General features: G+C 64.7%; 18 protein-coding genes. 3 read left to right on the top strand and 15 right to left on the bottom strand.

Annotated elements, in window-relative coordinates:
• Together LVS58_RS20340 and LVS58_RS20335 are read left to right on the top strand one after the other, a co-directional pair.
• Positions 1-1,608, top strand: a complete 1,608-nt coding sequence (locus LVS58_RS20340; protein ID WP_233692551.1) for an ABC transporter ATP-binding protein — start codon at positions 1-3, stop codon at positions 1,606-1,608.
• Between the two features lie 304 nt (positions 1,609-1,912).
• Positions 1,913-4,843 carry an aminotransferase gene (locus LVS58_RS20335; RefSeq protein WP_233692550.1) on the top strand — a complete coding sequence of 977 codons (2,931 nt, stop codon included), beginning with the start codon at positions 1,913-1,915 and terminating at the stop codon, positions 4,841-4,843.
• A 3-nt stretch (positions 4,844-4,846) separates the two neighbouring features.
• On the opposite strand, the gene LVS58_RS20330 is transcribed toward LVS58_RS20335, so the two are convergent.
• A complete protein-coding gene (locus tag LVS58_RS20330; RefSeq protein WP_233692549.1) occupies positions 4,847-6,082 on the bottom strand; it encodes a flavin monoamine oxidase family protein in 1,236 nt (411 codons plus the stop codon).
• Between the two features lie 77 nt (positions 6,083-6,159).
• On the opposite strand from LVS58_RS20330, the gene LVS58_RS20325 reads away from it, so the two are divergent.
• The gene (locus LVS58_RS20325; RefSeq protein ID WP_233692548.1) at positions 6,160-7,065 is read left to right on the top strand and encodes a LysR family transcriptional regulator; all 906 of its coding nucleotides are present in this window, start codon (positions 6,160-6,162) and stop codon (positions 7,063-7,065) included.
• Positions 7,066-7,119: 54 nt separating this feature from the next.
• On the opposite strand, the gene LVS58_RS20320 is transcribed toward LVS58_RS20325, so the two are convergent.
• The 14 genes from LVS58_RS20320 to LVS58_RS20255 all read right to left on the bottom strand — a co-directional run bounded on the left by LVS58_RS20320 (position 7,120) and on the right by LVS58_RS20255 (position 21,303).
• Entirely contained in the window at positions 7,120-7,815 is a 696-nt protein-coding gene (locus LVS58_RS20320) for a response regulator (RefSeq protein WP_233692547.1), read from the bottom strand.
• A complete protein-coding gene (locus tag LVS58_RS20315) occupies positions 7,812-10,466 on the bottom strand; it encodes a sensor histidine kinase (protein WP_233692546.1) in 2,655 nt (884 codons plus the stop codon). The genes LVS58_RS20320 and LVS58_RS20315 overlap by 4 nt, the downstream gene beginning before the upstream one ends.
• Positions 10,467-10,607: 141 nt before the next feature.
• The gene (gene kdpC, locus LVS58_RS20310) at positions 10,608-11,159 is read right to left on the bottom strand and encodes a potassium-transporting ATPase subunit KdpC (protein ID WP_233692545.1); all 552 of its coding nucleotides are present in this window, start codon (positions 11,157-11,159) and stop codon (positions 10,608-10,610) included.
• A 10-nt stretch (positions 11,160-11,169) separates the two neighbouring features.
• A complete protein-coding gene (gene kdpB / locus LVS58_RS20305; RefSeq protein WP_233692544.1) occupies positions 11,170-13,221 on the bottom strand; it encodes a potassium-transporting ATPase subunit KdpB in 2,052 nt (683 codons plus the stop codon).
• 9 nt (positions 13,222-13,230) lie between these two features.
• Positions 13,231-14,925 (bottom strand): potassium-transporting ATPase subunit KdpA, encoded by a 1,695-nt coding sequence (gene kdpA, locus LVS58_RS20300; protein ID WP_233692543.1) that lies wholly within the window; start codon positions 14,923-14,925, stop codon positions 13,231-13,233.
• Positions 14,926-14,934: 9 nt separating this feature from the next.
• The gene (kdpF, locus tag LVS58_RS20295; protein WP_233692542.1) at positions 14,935-15,024 is read right to left on the bottom strand and encodes a K(+)-transporting ATPase subunit F; all 90 of its coding nucleotides are present in this window, start codon (positions 15,022-15,024) and stop codon (positions 14,935-14,937) included.
• A gap of 176 nt (positions 15,025-15,200) precedes the next feature.
• A complete protein-coding gene (locus LVS58_RS20290) occupies positions 15,201-16,253 on the bottom strand; it encodes an AI-2E family transporter (RefSeq protein ID WP_233692541.1) in 1,053 nt (350 codons plus the stop codon).
• Positions 16,254-16,265: 12 nt separating this feature from the next.
• The gene (locus LVS58_RS20285; protein WP_233692540.1) at positions 16,266-17,060 is read right to left on the bottom strand and encodes a DUF4892 domain-containing protein; all 795 of its coding nucleotides are present in this window, start codon (positions 17,058-17,060) and stop codon (positions 16,266-16,268) included.
• A gap of 109 nt (positions 17,061-17,169) precedes the next feature.
• Complete coding sequence (locus LVS58_RS20280; RefSeq protein ID WP_233692539.1) at positions 17,170-18,024, bottom strand: alpha/beta hydrolase; 855 nt, start codon at positions 18,022-18,024, stop codon at positions 17,170-17,172.
• Positions 18,021-18,809, bottom strand: coding sequence for an alpha/beta fold hydrolase (locus tag LVS58_RS20275; protein ID WP_233692538.1), 789 nt, complete (start codon positions 18,807-18,809; stop codon positions 18,021-18,023). Before LVS58_RS20275 ends, LVS58_RS20280 begins: the two co-directional genes overlap by 4 nt.
• A gap of 92 nt (positions 18,810-18,901) precedes the next feature.
• On the bottom strand, positions 18,902-19,276 hold the full coding sequence (locus tag LVS58_RS20270) for a hypothetical protein (protein WP_233692595.1): 375 nt from the start codon (positions 19,274-19,276) through the stop codon (positions 18,902-18,904).
• Between the two features lie 162 nt (positions 19,277-19,438).
• Positions 19,439-19,897, bottom strand: a complete 459-nt coding sequence (sixA, locus tag LVS58_RS20265) for a phosphohistidine phosphatase SixA (RefSeq protein ID WP_233692537.1) — start codon at positions 19,895-19,897, stop codon at positions 19,439-19,441.
• Positions 19,894-20,241: a DUF4389 domain-containing protein gene (locus LVS58_RS20260; protein ID WP_003251499.1), complete on the bottom strand. Its 348-nt coding sequence runs from the start codon at positions 20,239-20,241 to the stop codon at positions 19,894-19,896. The genes sixA and LVS58_RS20260 overlap by 4 nt, the downstream gene beginning before the upstream one ends.
• Before the next feature lie 36 nt (positions 20,242-20,277).
• On the bottom strand, positions 20,278-21,303 hold the full coding sequence (locus tag LVS58_RS20255; RefSeq protein WP_233692536.1) for an NAD(P)H-dependent glycerol-3-phosphate dehydrogenase: 1,026 nt from the start codon (positions 21,301-21,303) through the stop codon (positions 20,278-20,280).
• Positions 21,304-21,408 lie beyond the last annotated feature (105 nt).

Raw genomic sequence — 21,408 nt, 5'->3', positions numbered from 1 at the left:
ATGCATGAACAGAACCTGATCGAAGTGCGGGACCTGGTCGTCGAGTTCGTGACCGGGGACCAGGTCAACCGGGTGGTGGACGGCATCAGCTTCGATATTCGCAAAGGCGAGACACTGGCCCTGGTGGGCGAAAGTGGCTCGGGCAAATCGGTCACCGCGCACTCGATCCTGCGCCTGCTGCCCTATCCCCTGGCCCGGCACCCCAGCGGCAGCATCCGCTACGAAGGCAAGGACCTGTTGCAGCAGAATGAGAAGACCCTGCAGCGTATTCGCGGCAACCGCATCGCGATGATCTTCCAGGAGCCAATGACCTCGCTCAACCCGCTGCATTGCATCGAGAAGCAGATCAACGAAATCCTCCTGCTGCACAAGGGCCTGACCGGCAAGGAAGCGACTGCACGCACCCTGGAGTTGCTGGATATGGTCGGCATTCCAGAGCCGCGCAAGCGCCTCAAGGCCCTGCCCCACGAATTGTCGGGCGGGCAGCGCCAGCGGGTAATGATCGCCATGGCGCTTGCCAACGAGCCCGAGCTGCTGATTGCCGACGAGCCGACCACGGCGCTGGATGTGACCGTGCAGCTGAAGATCCTTGAGCTGCTCAAGGAATTGCAGGCGCGTATGGGCATGGCCCTGTTGCTGATCAGCCATGACCTGAACCTGGTGCGCCGCATCGCCCACCGTGTGTGCGTGATGCAGCGTGGGCAAATTGTCGAGCAAGCCGAATGCGCCACGCTGTTCAGCTCGCCACAGCACCACTACACGCAGATGCTGATCAATGCCGAGCCCAGCGGGCTGCCGGCACACAACCCGGTGGGTGCGCCATTACTGGAGGTGGATGACCTCAAGGTGTGGTTCCCGATCAAGAAGGGCTTTCTGCAGCGCACGGTCGACCATGTGAAGGCGGTGGACGGGGTCAACTTCAGCTTGCCCCAGGGCCAGACGCTGGGCATTGTTGGCGAATCCGGGTCGGGCAAGTCCACATTGGGCCTGGCGATCTTGCGGCTGATTTCCAGCCAGGGCGGCATTCGCTTTCATGGGCAGAACCTCGAAGGGCTTAACCAGAAAGCCGTGCGCCCCCTGCGGCGGGAAATGCAGGTGGTGTTCCAGGACCCGTTTGGCAGCCTGAGCCCGCGCATGTGCGTAGCGGACATTGTCGGTGAAGGGCTGCGCATTCACGGCATTGGCACCGCGCAGGAACAGGAAGCGGCGATTATCGCGGCCCTGGAGGAAGTAGGCCTGGACCCGCGCACGCGCCATCGCTACCCCCATGAGTTTTCCGGCGGGCAGCGCCAGCGCATTGCCATTGCCCGGGCGCTGGTGTTGAAGCCAGCACTGATTCTGCTGGATGAACCCACGTCCGCACTGGACCGCACCGTACAGCGGCAGGTGGTGGAATTGCTGCGTAACCTGCAGCAAAAGTACAACCTGACCTACCTGTTCATCAGCCATGACCTGGCGGTGGTGAAGGCGTTGAGTCACCAGTTGATGGTGATCAAGCATGGGCAGGTGGTGGAGCAAGGGGATGCGCAGGCGATCTTCCAGGCGCCGCAGCATCCGTATACCCGGCAGTTGCTGGAGGCGGCGTTTTTGGAGGTTGGGGGTTCGTAGGGAACGGCTGTGTGTTTGCCCTGGCGTTTGCCTTGGTTTTTGCGCCGTTTTTGAGATCGAGCGCCGCGCGGGCGGCGCTCGATGTACGCAACACCGCAAAAACCAAGGCAGGCGCCTCGCCGCCCTGACGCAATCGTGCATAAAACACCTGGAAGGTCAGATCCAACCCCTTCCCTATAGGAATTGAACACCAACTAGAACCAAGCAGCGGTAATCAATTTTTCTGACAATAATCGTCTTCCATCATCAGCCGAATCGGGCATAAATTCTCCACCGTCACCTCCCAGCACCCACGGTAGAGCTCATGTCCAGCCCACAATACCAGCCCGCTTCCCCTGCCCTGGCCACCCTGATCCAGCGTTCCGGCCTGCCCAGCCCAACGCTGAGCGAAGCCCAGGCACACGCCGTGCTGCAGGCCCACTACGGCCTTGCCGGCAACCTTTCGGTACTGGGCAGCCAGCAAGACCTGAACTTTCGCGTGGTCACACCGCAGGGTGGCTATGTGCTGAAGGCCTGCCACGGCAGCTATGCCCAGCTGGAGCTTGAAGCCCAGCACGCCGCCCTGGCCTTCCTGCGCGACCAAGGTTTGCCGGTACCGGCCGTGCGCTCAGCCCACAACGGCACGGGGCTGCTGGAACTGGACATCGACGCGCAACCACTGCGCCTGCGCCTGCTCGATTACATCGAAGGCCAACCGCTGACCCGCCTCAAGCACATGGAGCCACGCCTGATGGCTGAGCTGGGCGGGCTCTGTGCGAAGCTGGACAAGGCGCTTGCCCATTTCGATCACCCAGGCCTTGCGCGCACCTTGCAATGGGACCCGCAGCATGCCGGGGCATTGATCGATCACCTGCTTCCGGTGCTGCAGGACAGCGGGCAGCGCGCCCGCCTCGAACACGCCACGCGACAGGCCAACGAGCGCCTGATGCCGCTTGTCGATCAACTGCCCAGTCAGGCCGTGCACCTGGACATCACCGACGACAATACCGTGTGGGCCCGTGATGCCCAACGCCAGTGGCAACTGCAAGGCGTGATCGATTTCGGCGACCTGCTGCGCACCTGGCGTATCGCCGACCTGTCGGTGACCTGCGCCGCGCTGTTGCACCACGCCGAGGGCGACCCACTGCGCATCCTGCCCGCCGTGCAGGCCTACCAGGCGCTCAACCCGCTGACCGAGGCCGAGCTACGCGCCCTGTGGCCGCTGGTGATCAACCGCGCTGCGGTACTGGTGTTGAGCAGCGCCCAGCAACTGGCCGTGGACCCCGGCAACCAGTACACCCGCGACAACGTGGCCCATGAGTGGGAAATCTTCGACACCGCCACTGCCGTCCCTTTCGCGCTGATGGAGGCGGCCATCCTGCAGGCGGCAGGCGTGCAGATCGACGCTCCAGACTTGAACGGTTGCGCGCCCCTGCTCCCCGAGCTGGCCGGGCAGGATATAACGCGGGTCGACCTGGGTGTGCTCAGCCGTCATTGTGAAGCGGGCAACTGGGAGCAACCCGGTTTCGACCAGCAACTGCTGACCTCGCAAGCAGCCCCGGCCTGCACCCTGCACGGGCAATATCGCCTGTCGCAAACCCATATCGACCGGCCCGAAGAGCCCGCCACCTGCGCACTCGGCGTTGAGCTGCATGTACCCAACGGCAGCCTGGTGCAAGCCCCCGGAGCCGGCACCTGGCAGCGCCATGGCGACGGTCGCGGTTGCCTGCAGACCGCGCACTGGGCCTTGTGGTTGCAGGGCCTGGAAGACGCACCCGCTGATGGGCAGGCGATGGAAAAAGGCCAGTCGCTGGGCCATAGTTGTGGTTTCCTCAGCGTACAGCTGTGCCTGAACCTTGCCCTGCAGCCGCCCTTCTTCGCCACCCCATCCCAAGCCGAAGCCTGGCTGGCCCTGTGCCCTTCACCGGCCGCACTGCTGGGCTTCGATTGCGATGCCGAGCCGCTACCCGATCCGCAAGCCCTGCTGGCCCGCCGCGACGCCAGCTTCGCCCGCTCGCAGAAGCACTACTACGCACAACCGCCGCACATTGAACGTGGTTGGCGCAACTACCTGATCGACATGCAGGGCCGTTCCTACCTGGACATGCTCAACAACGTTGCAGTGCTGGGCCATGGCCATCCACGCATGGTTGCCGAATCGGCGCGGCAGTGGTCGCTGCTGAACACCAACTCGCGCTTCCATTACGCAGCAATCACCGAATTCTCCGAGCGCCTGCTGGACCTGGCCCCCGAAGGTTTCGACCGGGTGTTCATGGTCAACAGCGGCACCGAGGCCAACGACCTGGCGATTCGCCTGGCCTGGGCCTACAGTGGCGGGCGCGATCTGCTCAGTGTGCTGGAGGCCTACCACGGCTGGTCGGTGGCCACCGATGCCATCTCCACGTCGATCGCCGACAACCCGCAAGCCCTAGAAACCCGCCCGGACTGGGTACACCCGGTCGAAGCACCGAACACCTTCCGCGGTCGTTTCCGCGGGGCAGACAGCGCCGCCGACTACCTGCAAGACGTCGACGCCAAGCTGGCTGACCTCGACGCCCGTGGCCGTCAGCTGGCGGGCATCATCTGCGAACCGGTGTACGGCAATGCCGGCGGTATCTCGCTGCCCGCAGGCTACCTGCGCTCAGCCTATGCCAAGGTCCGCGCCCGCGGCGGGGTGTGCATCGCCGACGAAGTGCAGGTGGGTTATGGCCGCCTGGGCGAGTACTTCTGGGGCTTCGAGGAACAGGGTGTGGTGCCCGACATCATCACCATGGCCAAGGGCATGGGTAACGGCCAGCCACTGGGCGTGGTCATCACCCGTCGCGAAATCGCCGAGGCGCTGGAGGCCGAGGGCTACTTCTTCTCCTCGGCCGGTGGCAGCCCGGTCAGTTGCCGCATCGGCATGGCGGTGCTGGATGTCATGCAAGAGGAAGGCCTGTGGGACAACGCCCGTGACACCGGGCGCTACTTCAAGGCACGCCTGCAGGCGCTGGTCGACAAGCACCCGCTGGCGGGCGCGGCACATGGCTCGGGCTTCTACCTGGGGCTGGAACTGGTGCGCGACCGCGCCACCCTGGAGCCGGCTACCGAAGAAACCATGATGCTGTGCAATCGCCTGCGTGACCTGGGCATCTTCATGCAGCCGACCGGCGACTACCTGAACATCCTCAAGATCAAGCCACCGATGTGCACCAGCCGTGCCAGCGTGGACTACTTTGTCGACAGCATTGACCGGGTGCTGGGCGAAGGCCTCTAAGTATCAAGGCGCGGGCCCGACGGCTGCGGCCCACGCCTGTAATGCCTCACACGCGGCCATGACTACCTGTTCATCGGTGCGCCCGGTGAACTGCCGCTCGATCGCATCGGCGGCAATCAGCCCGGCAATGGTGGGCTTGCCGACAGCATCGGTCAGGTCCAGCCACTCCCCCCAACTGGCGGGCACGTCGTACCAGCGCAGGTAGCCTGAGGGTGAGCACGGCCACCATCGCTCATCGAACTGCAGAATCACTTTCTCCAGCTTGCCCATCCCCAGATGCGCCAGCGCTCCCTGCTGTGTTTCAGGTAACGCAGGGGTAAAGTGCAACGTTTTCAGAACCCCCACCGGGACTGTGCAAATGCAGAAGTCGCACACCTCTCCATTCACCATGACGCGCGTGCTCGACCAGTCGATGTGGGTGACAGGACTGTTCAGGCGGATATCCAGGTTCTTCGACAGCAAGTCGACAAGCTCGCTGTAGCCGCCTGGCAGCATACGATCACCATGCCCGACCCCCGCTTCATCCAAGGCACAGACCGACAGTTGTTCGACGGGCAAACACGCTTCCAGTACAAGGTTGGCGTCGATGGCGAACTGCGTGGCACGCGCGAGCGCGGGGTCGAGTGTGGCCATGTAGCCATCGATCGCGTCAGACAAAGGTTGTTGCCGATCGAGACGCCTGGTCAAGGCATCCCAGGCGGCGTCGATATCCGGCAACGCCCCACCGCGTGCCGCTGCAAGCGGGCAACTGAAATCGGTCTCGACGCAAGCCAAGCCATGTTGAAGTGCAACAGCGGCCAATGGGTTCTCGGCAAAATGCTGAAGCCATGCCGCACCCTCATCTGCTTTCACGCCGCCCAACTCGACAGTATGTGTGCGCCCACCCGTTCGCCCACGCGCCTCCAGCACAGTGCAATCGACACCCCTTTCCCGCAAGCGTTGAGCGGCAGCCAGGCCTGCACACCCCGCACCGATCACGATCACCTTGCTCGCACCGGCACTCACGGCTGCCTCGGCGGCACGCAGCCCATCACTCCACGCACCATGAGTCATTGCCGGAGCGCTGGCATTACAAGCTTCTCCAGCGATGACCAAGCGCCCATGCAGTACTTGGCCCAAGGCGCTTCGATGCAATGGCGATCCGCCAGGCAGCAAGGCACTGTAGGCACCGAGGCTGAACGGGTCGCAGCTCCAGTGGGTCACATGCCACGCGGTTGGTCTATGCACGCTTTTCTCCATTGAGGGACTGTCCTGCAGGTGCATTAATGTTCATAATTTTTAGCAATAAAAGATGATCATCATCAGGTTTACTGACAATGGCCTTTACCAGCGACTCCTTGGCGATTTTCCTCGCAGTGCTCGATGCCGGCTCGTTCTCCGCCGCCGCCCGCAAGCTGGGCCGCGTGCCTTCAGCCGTGAGCATGGCGATCGCCCAACTGGAAGCGGAGCTGGACTTGCCGCTGTTCGACCGGGCCACGCGCAAAGCCTTGCCCACCAACGCCGCCCTGGCGCTGGAGCCGCAGGCCAGGCAGGTCATCTGCCAACTCAACCTGCTGGATGCCCAGGCCCTGCAATTGCACAAAGGCCTGGAAAAGCGCCTGACCATCGCCATGGCGCCCGAGTTGCAGACCGGCCGCTGGAGCCAGCCGCTGGAAATCCTCGCCCAGGCATTTCCCAGCCTGGAAGTCGAGGTACGTTCGGCCACCCAGACCGAGGCCATTCGCCTGCTGCATGACGGCAGTGTGCAATTGGCCCTGGTGTTCGAACGGCCCGGCATCGATGAGCGCGAATCCTTCCTCGAAGCCGGCAGCCAACTGCTGGTGGCGGTCGCCTCACCGCGCCACCCGGCCGGGCAGAACAGCGGTACGCCACTGCCTGAAGAAGCCTTTGCCGAACAACGGCAGATCATCGTGGCGTCGGGCAAGCCCACCGGATCGGACCCGCGCATGGTGCTGTCCCGGCGCATCTGGCTGACCGACAGCTACCTGGCCACGCTGGACCTGGTGCAGTCCGGGCTGGGCTGGGCCTACCTGCCGCAGCCATTGGTTGAACCGCTGATTGCCTCGGGCGCACTGGCCGAGGTGCGCTTCGACAACATGGCCAGCCGCCTGCGCCTGTGGGTAGACATCATCTGGATCAAGTCGCGCCCATTGGGCCTGGGCGCGCGACGCTACCTGGAAGTCATGCGCCAGCTGTTCGAGAAGGAGCCACCCAGGGCCTGACCCCCTTGCGCGCGTCCGGCCCGGCAGGCGATCGCCCAGCCCCTGGGGCTGCGGTCATGCTGTCGGCGCTACCAACCTGTAGCCAACCCCCGCCTCGGTAATGATGAACCGCGGCGCCGTGGGGTCATCGCCCAGCTTCTGTCGCAGATGCCCGACGACGATGCGCAGGTAGTGGGTATCCTCGGCATGGGTAGGCCCCCAGATATCCTTGAGCAGCTGCTGCTGGGTAATCACCCGCCCGGGGTGCCCGGCCAACAGCGCCAGCAACGCATACTCCTTGCGTGTCAATGAAACCTCCACACCGTCGAGCGTTACCCGGCGAAAGGCAAAATCCACCGTCAGCGGCCCAAAGCTGGCCGCCACTTCCGAGCCGCCGGCCTGTGGCACCTGACGCAGCAACGCCCGCACGCGCGCGAGAAACTCCTGGATACCGAACGGCTTGGTCACATAGTCATTGGCGCCACCATCCAGCGCATCGACCTTCTGCACTTCACTGGCACGCACCGACAACACCATCACCGGCACTGCACTCCATTCGCGCAACTCACGCAGTACCTGCTGGCCGTCCATGTCCGGCAGCCCCAGGTCGAGCACCACCAGGTCCGGCTTGCCCAGTGCCGCCTGGGCCAACCCTTCGGCACCGGTGGCGGCCTCCAGCACCTTGTAGCCTTGCGAGGCCAGGCTGATGCGCAGGAACTTGCGGATCTGCGGTTCATCGTCGATGACCAGCAGGGTGGCGGACTGGCTCATGGGGTTTCGCTTTCGGCTTCAGGTTGAGGAGGCAGCGGCAAGCATAGAGTGATGCCGGTGCCTTGGCCATCAATGCCTTCGCCCACCAGAATCTGCCCGCCATGGGCACCGATCATGCCCTGGCAGATAGCCAGGCCTAGCCCGGTACCCTGCCCGCCGCGGTCGCCACGGGCGGCGGTATAGAACATGTCGAATATTTTCTCGCGGTCGGCTACAGGAATACCGGGGCCCTGGTCGCTGACAGTCAAGCGTAGCTGGTCGTCATGCACGGCCACCTGCAGCTCAAGCCGACCATTGGCCGGCGAAAAGCGTGCAGCATTTTCCAGCACGTTGACCAGTGCCTGCTCGATCAACGCCGCATGCACGAACAGCAATGGCAGCTCGGCCGGCACGTTCGTGTGCACACGCAGTGGCGCCAGCACCACCCGCAGGCGGTTGAGCGCACTGCCGACGATATCCGCCGGGGCCACCCAGTCGCGGGCCAGCTTGAGGCCGCCATGGCCCAGGCGGGTCATGTCCAGCAGGTTCTGGATGTAGCGATCGAGGCGTTCGGCTTCGTTGCGGGTGCCCTCCAGCAGCTCGCGGCGGTCTTCAGCCGCAATTGCATCACCCAACGCCAACAGGCTGTCGATGCTGCCACGCATGGCGGTCAACGGCGTGCGCAAGTCATGGGATACGGAAGCCAGCAGGGCGCTGCGCAGTTGCTCGGTTTCGCCGTGCAGGCGTGCGGCTTCCAGCTGTTCGGCCAGGCGTGCGCGGGCCAAGGCCTGGGCCAGGGGCTGGCCTAGGGCGGTGAGCAGGCGCCGGCGTGGGTCGCTGAGCGGCTGCCCGGTGCGCGGGCGCACGCCCAGCAATGCCAGCGGCTGATCGTCCACCGCCAATGGCCACCACCACCAGCGGCCATCAGGCAGGGTATCGCTGCCGTGGCCGGCGGCCTGCCCGTGCTGCCAGGCCCAATCGGCAGCAGCCCGTTCGGTGTCGCTGAAGGTGTGGGCTTCCCCGCTGGCCACTTGCAACTGGCCTTCGGCGTTGCGCTCCAGCAAGCACACCTGGGTGTCCTGCCAGCCGTCCAGGTGCTGGCCGGCAGCCTGGAATATGGCTTGGCGGTCGGTGGCTACCGTCAACCGGCGAGACAGGTCGAGCAACTGGCTGGTCTGCACCTGGGTCTCGCGCAGGGCCTGCAACTGACGACGCTGGCGCGCGGCCAGGTTGCCGGTGAGCGCAGCCATCAACAGAAAGAACACCAGTGTCAGCACGTCTTCTTCGCGCTGGATGGTGAACGAGAAGTTGGGCGGTATGAACAGGAAGTCATAGGCCAAAAACGACAGCACGGCGCAAGCCAGCGCAGGTCCCAGGCTACTGCGCACCGCGACCAGCAACACCGCCGCCAGGAACACCAGCGAGATATTGGGCAGCGCCAGCACACTGGACACCGCCCAGGCCAGCCCCGCAGCCATCACGGTGGCCAGCAGCGCCAGCAGGTAATGACGCCACACCCACACCCGCCGCACGGCAGAGCGCGGCGCTGGCGGCTGGACGTCGCGGTCCAGCACGTTGATTTCCAGGCCATGGCTTTCGCGCAGCAGCCGCGCCGCCACACCAGCGCCGAACACACGCCGATGCAAGCGGTTGCGGGACTGCCCGACTAGCACCAGGCTGGCGCGCCGCTCGACCGCATGCTGGATCAACGTGCGGGCCACTTCACCAGCACGCAGCAGCACCACTTCCCCGCCCAGTCGCTCGGCCAGTTGCTGCGCGGCTTGCAAACGATGCCGTGCGGTTTCGTCCCGCAGGCGGCCGTTGTCCACATGCACCAGGCTCCAGGGCAGGTGGCGGCGCTGGGCCACGCGACTGGCATGGCGCACCAGGCGTTCGGCCTGGTCGTCACCGTCTATGCCCACCAGCAACCGGCCGCGCAAGGCCGGCGCCTCCTGGCCGCGCTGGCGATAGCCGTGGGCCAGGTCGGCATCGACCTGGGCAGCGGCGGTCTGCATGGCCAGCTCGCGCAGGGCGGTGAGGTTGGTTTGCGAAAAGTACGCATCAATGGCCGCCCGAGCCTGCTCGGGGACATACACCTTGCCTTCACGCAGGCGTTCAAGCAGCTCTCGCGGTGGCAGGTCGATCAGCACCAGCTCGAACGCTTCCTGCAGCACCCAGTCCGGCAGGGTCTCGCGCACGTGCACGCCGGTAATGTCGCGGACCTTGTCGTTGAGGCTTTCCAGGTGCTGGACGTTGACCGTGGTGTACACGTCGATGCCCGCGGCCAAGAGTTCTTGTACGTCCTGCCAGCGTTTTGCGTGGCGGCTGCCGGGGGCGTTCGTGTGGGCCAGTTCGTCCACCAGGGCCAGCGCCGGCGCGGCACGCAACAGGCCGTCGAGGTCCATTTCCTCAAGGGTGACGCCACGGTACTGGCTGCGCAGCAAGGGCTGCTGATGCAGCCCTCCGAGCAACGCTTCGGTTTCGGCGCGGCCATGGGTTTCAACCACCCCGGCCAGCACCTGCACGCCCTGGCGTTGCTGAGCGTGTGCTGCCTGGAGCATGGCGAAGGTCTTGCCGACGCCGGGGGCGGCGCCGAGAAACACCTTCAGCCGGCCCCGGCCGGTTCGTGGGAGGTTGGCCAGCAGCGCATCGGCGCGGGCGGAGTCACTCATGTTTCATCCTTTGCTTTTGCCAGCAGTCGGCCCATTCAGGGAAAGCCCATTAACTGTAGAAGCGGGTTCACCCGCGAATACGTCAGTGGTACCACCACCGCATTCGCGGGTGAACCCGCTCCTACAGGCTTCCTGCCAGCGTTACCTGGCGAGCTTTTCCAAGGCTTGGTTCAACGCCAGCACATTGACCACCGGTGGGCCGATCAATGGGTGGAGGGTGGCCTCTTCCAGCAAGGCTTGCAAGCGCTCGACCGGCAGCTGCCGTGCCGCCGCCACCCGTGGAATCTGATAGGCCAAGGCCTCCGGTGGCAGGTGCGGGTCCAGCCCGCTGCCCGAGGTGGTCAGCAACGCCTGTGGCACCGGCCCTTGCTGCGCCTGATACAACGCAGCCGCATCGCCCCTTACCCGCTCAGCCAGCGCCGGGTTGCTCGGCGACAGGTTGCTGGCGCTGCTGGCCACGGTAGCGTAGGCACCTGCGGAGGGCCGCGAGTGGAACCAGCCATCGCCCTGGAAGTTCTGGGCGATCAATGCCGAACCCCGCACCTGCCCTTGCGCATCGCGTACCAGGCTACCGTTGGCCTGGTTCGGGAAAGCGACCTGGGCTATACCGGTCACCGCCAGCGGATACAGGGCACCCGTCACCAGGGTCATCAACAAAGCCAGGCTCAATGCCGGGCGTAGATAAGCAGTCATGGCGGCCTCCTCAGACCAGGTTCAGGGCATTGAGCAGCAGGTCGATCAGCTTGATCCCGGCAAACGGCACCACAATGCCACCCAGCCCGTAGATCAGCAGGTTGCGCCGCAACAGGTGCGCCGCACTGGCCGCCTGCACGCGCACCCCTCGCAGCGCCAGCGGGATCAGCACAATGATGATCAGCGCGTTGAACACAATCGCCGACAGGATGGCGCTCTGCGGGCTGGCCAGTTGCATCAGGTTGAGCACGCCCAGTTGCGGGTAGATGGCAGCGAACAGCGCCGGCAGGATGGCGAAGTATTTGGCCACGTCGTTGGCAATGGAGAACGTGGTCAACGCACCGCGGGTGACCAGCAGCTCCTTGCCGACCTGTACTACGTCCAGCAGCTTGGTAGGGTCGCTGTCCAGGTCGACCATGTTGGCGGCCTCCCGCGCAGCCTGAGTGCCATCGTTCATGGCCATGCCCACGTCAGCCTGGGCCAGTGCCGGGGCGTCGTTGGCACCGTCGCCACACATGGCAACCAGGCGGCCGTCATTCTGCTCCTGGCGAATGCGCGCCAGCTTTTTCTCGGGCGTGGCCTCGGCCAGCACGTCATCTACCCCCGCTTCGGCGGCGATGGCGGCCGCAGTCAACGGGTTGTCGCCGGTCACCATGACCGTGCGGATGCCCAGCTTGCGCAGCTCGGCGAAGCGCTCGCGGATGCCAGGCTTGACCACGTCCTTGAGGTGGATCACACCCAGCAAGCGCTTGTCGACGCACACCAGCAACGGTGTGCCGCCACTCTGCGCGATGCGTTCGACTTCGCGGGCCAGCGCCGCCGGCATTTCCAGGCGTTGCATACCGACGAATGCCAGCACCGCATCGACGGCGCCCTTGCGGTACCGGTGCTGCTGGAAATCGATGCCCGACAGGCGTGTCTCGGCACTGAAAGCCACCGCTTCGAACTGCCCGGCTGGCGGCTCGACAAAGTCGTGCAACTGGCGCAGGTATTCGACAATCGACTTGCCTTCGGCGGTGTCGTCAGCCAGCGAGGCCAGCAAGGCACCCTCCCCCAGTTCCTTGGCGGTAATGCCCGGCGCAGCATGCAGTGCGCTGCAGCGGCGGTTACCGAAGGTGATGGTGCCGGTCTTGTCGAGCATCAGCGTATGCACGTCCCCGGCCGCCTCGACGGCGCGGCCCGAGCGGGCTATGACATTCAGCCGTACCAGCCTGTCCATGCCGGCGATGCCGATGGCCGACAGCAGCCCGCCGATGGTAGTTGGGATCAGCGTCACCAGCAGCGCGGCCAGGAAGATCAGCGGCAAGCTGCCACCCACGAAGTGGGCGAACGGCTGCAACGTCACCACCACGATCAGGAAAATCAGGGTCAGGCCGATCAGCAGAATGTCGAGGGCTATTTCGTTCGGGGTTTTCTGCCGCTTGGCCCCTTCAACCAAGGCGATCATGCGGTCCAGGGTCGACTCGCCCGGGTTGCTGGTGATACGGACAAGCAGCCAGTCGGAGACCAGCCGCGTATTGCCGGTCACTGCCGAGCGGTCACCACCGGATTCGCGGATGACCGGCGCGGACTCACCGGTAATGGCGGCCTCGTTGACGGCGGCAATGCCTTCAATCACCTCGCCGTCGCCGGGGATCATTTCGCCGGCGACCACGCGTACCACGTCGTCCTTGCGCAGCGCGCTGGCAGCCACCGTCTCGTAGCTGCCATCACGCTGACGACGCTCAGCGGTCAGGCCCTGGCTGCCGGCCTTGAGGCTGTCGGCGCGGGCCTTGCCACGGCCTTCTGCCAGCGCCTCGGCGAAGTTGGCGAACAACACGGTGAACCACAGCCACAGGGCAATCTGCACCGCAACGCCGGTGCTCACGCCGCCGGGGGCAAAACACAGCACGGTGGTCAGCACCGCGGTCAGGGCCACCACCAGCATGACCGGTGAGCGCTTGAGCTGACGCGGGTCGAGCTTGACGAACGCCTGCACCAGCGCCGGGCGCCACAGCGCGGCGAAGCGGGTCTGGTCCTTGGCGCTGCGCCGGCTATTCACTTCGGGAATGGGCATGTTCATGATCGGTCCTCAAAAACCCAGGCTAAGGTGTTCGGCGATTGGCCCAAGGGCCAGGGTCGGCAGGAAAGTCAGGCCACCGACCAGCAGAATGGTCACCAGCAGCAAGCCGGTGAACAGCGGTCCGTGAGTCGGGAAGCTGTTCTGCCCCAGCGGCGCGCTTTTTTTCACCGCCAGGCTGCCGGCCAACGCCAGTATCGGCAGGATGTAGCCGAAGCGGCCGATGAGCATGGCCAGGCCGATCATCAGGTTGTGATACACGGTGTTGGCGCCAAACCCGGCAAAGGCCGAGCCGTTGTTGGCCGAACCCGAGGTATAGGCGTACAGCAGCTGGCTGAAACCATGCGCCCCCGGGTTGGTGACCGCCCCGGCCGGGCCGGGCAGGCTGGCGGCGATGGCACCAAGTACCAGCACGCCGACCGGCATCACCAAAAGGGTTACCACCAGCAGCTGCACCTCACGGGCCTGCAGCTTCTTGCCCAGGTATTCCGGGGTACGGCCAATCATCAGCCCGGCCAGGAACACCGCGATAAGGACGAACAGCAGCATGCCGTAGAGGCCCGCGCCGACACCGCCGAATATCACTTCGCCGACCATCATGTTGACCATCGCCACCATACCGGTCAGCGGGTTCAGGCTGTCGTGCATGGCGTTGACCGACCCGTTGGAGGCGGCGGTGGTGGTGACCGCCCACAGCACCGAACCGGTGGTGCCGAAGCGGCTTTCCTTGCCCTCCAGGGGGGCGGTCTGCTGCACCTGCGTGCTTTCCAACGCCGGGTTTGGCTGATGCTCGGACCACAACGCCGTGCTGCCGCCGATCAGGAACAGGGCAAGCATGCAGGCGAGGATGGCACGGCTCTGACGCAGGTCCTTCACGTAGTGACCGAAGGTGAACACCAACGCCACCGGAATGAGGATGATCGATGCCACCTCGAACAGGTTGCTCCAGGCCGTAGGGTTTTCGAACGGGTGTGCCGAATTGACGCCGAAGAAGCCACCGCCATTGGTGCCCAGTTGCTTGATGGCAATCTGGCTGGCGGCAGGCCCCAGCGGAATGGTCTGGTCGGCACCTTGCAAGGTCAGCGCGTGGGCGTAGTCGGCAAAGGTCTGCGGTACGCCCTGCCATACCAGCAACAGCGCCAGCAGCAAGCACAGCGGCAACAGGCCATAGAGGGTGGCACGGGTCATGTCGACCCAGAAGTTGCCCAGCGTCGTCGCGCTGCGCCGGGCGATACCGCGGCACAGGGCGACCAGCACGGCCAGACCGGTGGCAGGGCTGACAAAGTTCTGCACGGTCAGGCCAAGCATCTGGCTCAGGTAGCTGACCGACGCCTCACCGCTGTAGGCCTGCCAGTTGGTGTTGGTAACGAAACTGACGGCGGTGTTGAACGCCAGTGACCATTCCTGGCCAGGCAGGTGCTGCGGGTTGAATGGCAGGTAGCCCTGCAACAGCAACACGGCGAACAGCAGCAGGAAGCCGACCAGGTTGAACGCCAGCAGCGCCAGGGTGTATTGCCGCCAGTTCTGCTCCTGGCTGGCGTTCACACCCGCCAGCCGGTAACAGCCCTGCTCGACCGGCCCCAGCACAGGCGTCAGCCAGGTACGCTGGCCTTCCATGACCTTGAAGTAGAACCGCCCGAGCCAGGGTGCCGGTAGCAGCACGATGGCAAAGAATGCCAGGAGCAAGGCGAAATCGTAACTGTGCATGGCCGCTCCCTAGCTGCGATCGGTGCGCAGCAGCGCCACCAATAGATAAAACGCCAATGCCACTGCCAGCAGCAGTGACAGCCCGTCGAGCATGTTCATGTGTGGTTCTCCCCTGTTACGGCTTGGGCCGCTTTGGGGAAATTGTCCGAGGGAGGGGCGTAAAGGGGCGAGATCGGGGGGTGGGGGTGGGGATAAAGAATGCGTAAAGATCAGCGTTGTGGTTTGCCTGTGAAGGCCTCTTTCGCGGGCGTGCCCGCGAAAGGGCCTACGCAGGCTTACTGTTGTGGCGGCTGCGGTACCGCGTTACGGCTCCAGTCCAGCAGGAGGCTGTAGCCTACCGCCAGCAAGGTCGGCCCGATGAACAGGCCAATGAAGCCGAAGGCAAGCAAGCCGCCGAACACGCCCAGCAGCACGATCACCAGCGGCAGGTTGCCACCACGGCTGATCAGGTACGGTTTGAGCACGTTGTCCACGCCGCTGATGACGAACGTGCCCCAGACCCCCAGGAACACCGCCATGCCGTATTCGCCCTTCCACACCAGCCAAGCGGTAGCCGGGATCCAGGCCAGTGGCGGCCCCATGGGAATCAGGCTGAGCATGAAGGTTACCAACCCCAGCACGATCGCCCCAGGCACCCCGGCGATCAGGAAGCCGATCAGCGCCAGCAGGGCCTGCGCGGCTGCCGTGCCGATCACCCCGTTGACCACCCGTTGCACGGTAGCGGCTACCAGTTCCAGGTAATACTCGGCGCGTTCGCCCACCAGCCGGTGCAGCAAGCGCAGCACGAATGCCGCCAAGCGTGGCCCGTCGCGGTAGAAGAAGAACACGAACACCAGGCTCAGGGTCAGTTCCAGCACGCCGCTGCCGATCTGCGCGCTGCGCGCCAGCAACCAGTTGCCCACCTGCCCAAAGTAAGGCTTGATCGAGGCAAGCAAGGCTGCGCCTTGCTGGTCCAGCGATTGCCAACCGTTGACCAGACGCTCACCCACGAATGGAATGCCACCCAGCCAGGCCGGCGCATCGGGCAGGCCGTCGACCTGCACGTCACGTACAAACGCCGTAGCGTCGCGAATGTGATCGGCCAGGTTGAATCCCAGCCACACCAGCGGCAGTGCCACAATCAGGATCCAGGCCAGGGTCAGCAGGCCGGCTGCCAGCGTCTCACGACCGCCCAGCAGGCGCGTAAGGAAGCGCATCAACGGCCAGCTGGCAAAGGCCAGGATGGCTCCCCACAGCAGTGCCGATATGAACGGTGCCATCACCCACAGGCCGGCACCCAGCAACGCCACCAGCAGAATCTGGACCAGCAGGCGATCATTGTTAACCATGAGGGCGCTCGTTCAAGGGATCAGTTCAAGGTGCAGGCCGTCTGTGGGCGCACTGCCGACTTCAAGACGGCGACTGCGCACCCCGGCCTTGACCAGCGCCTCGCGCCAGGCCTCAGCCTGGGCGCCACTGAGGCTGACGCGCAAGGTACTGTCAAGGTTCAGGCTGCGGGCCAGCAGGCTTACCCAGGCGTCTTGCGGCGCAGCAAGGTCAGGGTAGTCGAGCTTGCCGGTGTCACGCATTTCGCGCAGCACCGTGGCGGCGGTTGGCAGCAGGTCGCCCAGCGGGCTGCCTGCGATGAACTCTTCCACATGCAGATAGGCACGGCGGTTGCCACGGGTGACGCTGTACAGCGCGACCAGGGTATCGGCCTCGTCTGCCGAGCGGCGTAGCAGGATGAACGCCTGCTGCTCGTCGCCTCCGTTGAGGCGGGCATTGGCGAATACATCATTGGCCCACAGGCTGGCCTCACCGCAATCACGCCCCTGGCACCAGAACAACGGGTAGCCACCGTCGCGCACCAGTGCTTCGCGGGCACTGGTGAAGGCCTCGCGTGCAGTACGCTCGACGGGCAATTCGTAGGTCACCGAGCTGACCTGACCGCGGCTTTCGACCTTGTCATCGACCCGCAGGCGGCCACTGATCTTGCGTAGCGGGCCCATCGGGTAGACCCGCTCCTGCACCATGGCCGGGCGTTGATCGACCACCTTGGCGTCCTGCGGGATCGGCAGGCTGCCGGCCCACGACACGGCGGTGGCGAGCACCAGACAGGTAGCCAAGGCAGTGCGAATGGAAACGGGCACGCTCATTGGCGAACCAGGCGGCGCTCAGCGCCGAATTGAAGCTCCAGGATGTCTGGCAGTTGCATGGTTGTCTCCCTGTTCAACCCGCCAAGCCTCGACACTTGTCCGGTGCAAGTCAAGCAAAGCCAAAGAAGCGATTGATACAGTCTGCAACAAGGGCCGCGCCCTGCGCATCGTTCAGGTGCAGGTGATGGCCGCCGGGTAGTGTCACCTGTTCAAAGGGTAGCTGCTCCAGCAACCCGGTGTGGCGCGCCAGCATGCCGTCGGCAGCCACCACCAACAGCGCCGGGCAACTCACCCGCCGCACATGGGCCATGGCCTGGGCCTCGCTCAGGCGCACCGGCGAGGGCAGGGTCAGCCGGCTGTCGCTGCGCCAGCTGTAGCCACCGGGCACCGGCATCAGGCCTCGCTGGGCCAGAAGCTCGGCCGCTTCACGGCTGACCGCGACCATGCCTTTCATCCGGGCTTGCACCCCTGCTTCCAATGTCGCATACACCGACTTGCGCTTGCCATCCAGCCGCAACTGGGCTTGCAGTGCCATCCCCAAGCGCTCGCCTGCGTCCTGCTCGGCGCCGGTCGGCGGGATGACGCCGTCGATAAGTGCCAGGTGACTGACCCGATCGGGCAATGCACCGGCCAGTTGCACCGAAATGATCGCGCCCAGCGAATGCCCCAGCAGGGCGAAACGCGGCCAGCCCAGTTGCTCGGCCACACGCAGCACGTCATGGGCATAGTCGGCCAGGGCATAACCGGCACCGAGCGGGCGGTGCTCCGAATAACCATGGCCGGCCAGGTCCAGGGCGACGATGCGCAGACCTTTCAGTTGCGGTGCCAGGCGGGCAAAGCTGTTGGCGTTGTCCAGCCAGCCATGCAGGGCAATCACCGGCAGCCCGTCTTCGGGGCCGAACAGGTGTGCAGCCAGTTCGATATGGCCCAGGCTCAGACGAATTTCCTCAACGTGTGCGCTCATGCCTGGCTCCAGCGGTCGAACAGGCCCTTGATCAGGCTGGCCGTGTCGGCCGGGCGCTCCAGCGGGAACATGTGCCCCCCCGGGACACTGTGGTATTCACCTTTGGGCATACCGCGCACAGCCAAGGTGTGGTGGCGACGAATGACGCTGCTACGGTTGCCGCGCACCATGGCCAGTGGCACCTGCAACTGGCGCGCGGGGGCGGGGCTGGTATGGGGGATGCTGCGGTAGATGCTGATTTCAGTAGCCGGGTCGAAGCGCAACTGTAGCCCCTGCTCCACCACCTGCAGGCCATGTTCGACATAAGCGTCGAGGCAATCGGGATCGAAATGGCGGAACAGGGATTTGCCAGCGAAATAGTCCCGGGCACTGGCGCGGTCATGGAACGTTTCGCGGCGCCCCAGGGTGCGCCCGGCCGGTGTGATGCGGTCGATGAAACCAAAACGCTTGGCTGTACGCAGCAGCCATTGATCAGCGCGGGTGAGCACCGGAGAGTCAAGCATCACCAGCCCCCGGTAGTACGCGGGGCAGCGCAATGCCGCGTGCAGGTGCAACACGCCACCCAGCGAATGGCCAACGCCCCAGACCGGCTGGTCCTGCTGTGCCAGGTGATGCAACAGTTCATCGACCAGGCTTTGCCAGTTTTCGTCCACGGGAAAGCGCGGGTCATGCGCGTGCTGGGCCAGGTGCTGCACCTGATAGTCCGGCGCCAGCGCTGCAAACAGCTTGCCGTAGGTGGCCGATGGGAAACCGTTGGCATGGGCGAAGAAGATCTGCTGCGACATGGCGGCTGGTCCGGACCGGAATGATGGCCCATTGTCGGCATCGCGGGGCGGTTCGGCAATGTCCATAAAGGTCATCGGCGAGGGGGATCAGGTCATGCCGAGCGGTCGAAACTGCTCAGCGACCGACGCAGGCAGGCCTGCATGTAGGCCACTTGGGTCTCCAGCGCCTCGCGGGCCAGACCCTGGTCCTGGTAGTCCAGTTGCAGGCGGCGCAAGGCCAGACAACTGGTTTGCAGCAGGTGCGAGACACGCAGGCAGGCGTCCTGCAGCGTACGCAAGCCCTGCTCGCATTGTTGCCTTGCAGCGGGGTCCAGCCCGGGGTTGTCGTTCACCTTGCGCATCAGGTGGTAAAGCTTGGCATCGGCCGCTTCGCGCAGCAGGCTGTATTGGGCGAAATCCAGCGAAGTACCTTGGTCAACCTGTTCCAAGGTGGGTTGCAGGTCCAGGGAGCGCAACAGCTCCAGCATTTCACCCCTCATTCGCCGTTCCCTGATGTTTGCCGTGTGGCAACGCTAGCAAGCGAGGGTGAAGTGCCGCAACTGACAAAAATGCCAGTTGCCTTATCGACCTTTACCCATGCCAGCACTCAGACTCGAGCAAGACAGTGGCCTGCACCAGCCATCGGAAGCTCAAGCGGGTGAGTGGAGGGCCCGAAGCGTCATCAACCCAGCCAACGGCCACTCCCCTTCCAGCTCCGCCAGGCTGGCAGTGCTCATGGCTGCCGGTTGTTGCCTGTGGCCGTGCTCCAGCGCACCGACCAAAGCACCTACCAGCGGCTGGTGGCTGACCAGCAGCACATGCTCAAGCCCCAGGCGCTCGATTTCGCCGATGACCTGCTGTACATCACCCTCGGGCGTCAGCCAAGGCACGGTGCGCACCGGTTCGGCGAAGCCCAGGGTGTCATGCACCAGCGCGGCAGTCTGCTGGGCGCGTACGTAAGGGCTGGCGACAATTGCCTGCAATGGCTGCCCGATCAGGTAAGCCGCACTGTGCAGCACCTGTTCGCGACCATGGGCAGTCAACCGGCGCTCGGCATCTGTCTTGGCCCGCGGCTCAGCTTCACCGTGGCGCAGCACCCACAGTTTCACAGCTTGGGTTCCTCGTCGCGCACCGGATGCGCGGCCGGTGCCACGGCGTGCGCTGCTTCACCTTCCGGCGCACGCGGGGCCGGCCAGTCAGCGAACGGCCATGGCTTCTGGTCGCTGTGGAAACTGCCGAAGCGGCCGATCTGTGCCAGGTACTGGCTCAGGCTGTCGCCGAAGTTCATCAGGCTGGCGCTGGGCGCGCCATACACCAGTCGGTAGATCAGCTGTACCAGCACCAGGCCACCCAGCAGCAACTCGGCCAGTTGCCAGACCACCAGGAACACCAGCATCCACAGCACCCGCAGGATGATCGACTCGCGCTGGGCGCGTTCGGGCGTATCGTTCATGTGTTGCTCCTTGCTCGTGTCAGAGCCGCCAAGGGCTCAGTTGAAACCGCTGATGGAAATGAAATCGACATCGGTCTTGGGCTCGGCGCGCATCAGGTGCTCGATCACCTGGTTCAGCGTGCGGCCTTCGAACAGGATGGCGTGCAGGCCGGCCACCAGCGGCATGTACACCTGTACTTGCTGGGCCTTGGTCTTGAGCACCTTGAGCGTGTTGACACCTTCGGCCACTTCGCCCAGGCGGCTGACCGCCTCTTCCAGGCTTTGGCCCTGCCCCAGTGCGTAGCCAACCTGATAGTTGCGGCTCTTGGGCGAGGAGCAGGTGACGATCAGGTCACCGACACCGGCCAGGCCGAGGAAGGTCATGGGGTTGGCGCCCTGGCTGACGGCGAAACGGGTCATCTCGGCCAAGGCCCGGGTAATCAGCATGCTCTTGGTGTTTTCGCCCATCCCCAAGGCCACAGCCATGCCGGCGATGATCGCGTAGACGTTCTTCAGTGCACCGCCCAGTTCGACGCCGAAACGGTCGGCACTGGCGTAGACGCGGAAGGTGCGCCCGTGCAGCACGGCCTGTACCTGCTGGCACAGTGCTTCGTGCTCACTGGCCACCACTGTGGCCGTCAGTGCATGTTCGGCGATTTCGCGCGCCAGGTTGGGCCCCGACAACACGCCGATGCGCGCCTCGGGGGCGATTTCTTCGAGGATCTGGCTCATCAGCTTGAAGCTTTGCGCTTCGATGCCCTTGGTCAGGCTGACCAGGCCTTTGCCGCGCAGCAGCTCGGCATGCGGTGCCAGCACGCTGCGCAAGGCACTCGATGGCAGGGCAACGAAGATCAGCTCGCTGGCCTGCAGGGTGGCCAGCAGGTCGTTGACCGGCTCAACCCCATCGTGCAGGCGGATACCCTTGAGGTAGCGCGGATTCTCGCGATTCACACGCATGGCCTCGGCCTGCGCCGGGTCGCGCATCCATTGGCGCACCGGCACTCCGTTCTCCGCCAGCAGGTTCGCCACGGCGGTGCCGAAGCTGCCGCCGCCCAGAACCGCAACAGGTTGCTGTTCAGTCATATCCAATCCATTAAAGCCAAAAGTTAAGTGGCGACCCCGCCATTATACGGCTCGCCTGCTACAGAACCAGTGTCCGGGGCGTTTGCGGTAGTCGCCATGGCATGT

Source organism: Pseudomonas sp. JR33AA (assembly GCF_021378985.1).
Taxonomy (GTDB): Bacteria; Pseudomonadota; Gammaproteobacteria; order Pseudomonadales; family Pseudomonadaceae; genus Aquipseudomonas; species Aquipseudomonas alloputida.
The sequence above is the reverse complement of the archived record's forward strand: the minus strand, read 5'-3'. Positions and strand labels throughout refer to the sequence as shown.

What these genes read in the sequence shown, in the direction of transcription:
- LVS58_RS20340 (WP_233692551.1), top strand. Translation starts at nt 1, where the DNA reads ATGCATGAACAGAACCTGATCGAAGTGCGGGACCTGGTCGTCGAGTTC.
- LVS58_RS20335 (WP_233692550.1), top strand. Translation starts at nt 1,913, where the DNA reads ATGTCCAGCCCACAATACCAGCCCGCTTCCCCTGCCCTGGCCACCCTG.
- LVS58_RS20330 (WP_233692549.1), bottom strand. Translation starts at nt 6,082, where the DNA reads ATGGAGAAAAGCGTGCATAGACCAACCGCGTGGCATGTGACCCACTGG.
- LVS58_RS20325 (WP_233692548.1), top strand. Translation starts at nt 6,160, where the DNA reads ATGGCCTTTACCAGCGACTCCTTGGCGATTTTCCTCGCAGTGCTCGAT.
- LVS58_RS20320 (WP_233692547.1), bottom strand. Translation starts at nt 7,815, where the DNA reads ATGAGCCAGTCCGCCACCCTGCTGGTCATCGACGATGAACCGCAGATC.
- LVS58_RS20315 (WP_233692546.1), bottom strand. Translation starts at nt 10,466, where the DNA reads ATGAGTGACTCCGCCCGCGCCGATGCGCTGCTGGCCAACCTCCCACGA.
- kdpC (WP_233692545.1), bottom strand. Translation starts at nt 11,159, where the DNA reads ATGACTGCTTATCTACGCCCGGCATTGAGCCTGGCTTTGTTGATGACC.
- kdpB (WP_233692544.1), bottom strand. Translation starts at nt 13,221, where the DNA reads ATGAACATGCCCATTCCCGAAGTGAATAGCCGGCGCAGCGCCAAGGAC.
- kdpA (WP_233692543.1), bottom strand. Translation starts at nt 14,925, where the DNA reads ATGCACAGTTACGATTTCGCCTTGCTCCTGGCATTCTTTGCCATCGTG.
- kdpF (WP_233692542.1), bottom strand. Translation starts at nt 15,024, where the DNA reads ATGAACATGCTCGACGGGCTGTCACTGCTGCTGGCAGTGGCATTGGCG.
- LVS58_RS20290 (WP_233692541.1), bottom strand. Translation starts at nt 16,253, where the DNA reads ATGGTTAACAATGATCGCCTGCTGGTCCAGATTCTGCTGGTGGCGTTG.
- LVS58_RS20285 (WP_233692540.1), bottom strand. Translation starts at nt 17,060, where the DNA reads ATGAGCGTGCCCGTTTCCATTCGCACTGCCTTGGCTACCTGTCTGGTG.
- LVS58_RS20280 (WP_233692539.1), bottom strand. Translation starts at nt 18,024, where the DNA reads ATGAGCGCACACGTTGAGGAAATTCGTCTGAGCCTGGGCCATATCGAA.
- LVS58_RS20275 (WP_233692538.1), bottom strand. Translation starts at nt 18,809, where the DNA reads ATGTCGCAGCAGATCTTCTTCGCCCATGCCAACGGTTTCCCATCGGCC.
- LVS58_RS20270 (WP_233692595.1), bottom strand. Translation starts at nt 19,276, where the DNA reads ATGCTGGAGCTGTTGCGCTCCCTGGACCTGCAACCCACCTTGGAACAG.
- LVS58_RS20260 (WP_003251499.1), bottom strand. Translation starts at nt 20,241, where the DNA reads ATGAACGATACGCCCGAACGCGCCCAGCGCGAGTCGATCATCCTGCGG.
- LVS58_RS20255 (WP_233692536.1), bottom strand. Translation starts at nt 21,303, where the DNA reads ATGACTGAACAGCAACCTGTTGCGGTTCTGGGCGGCGGCAGCTTCGGC.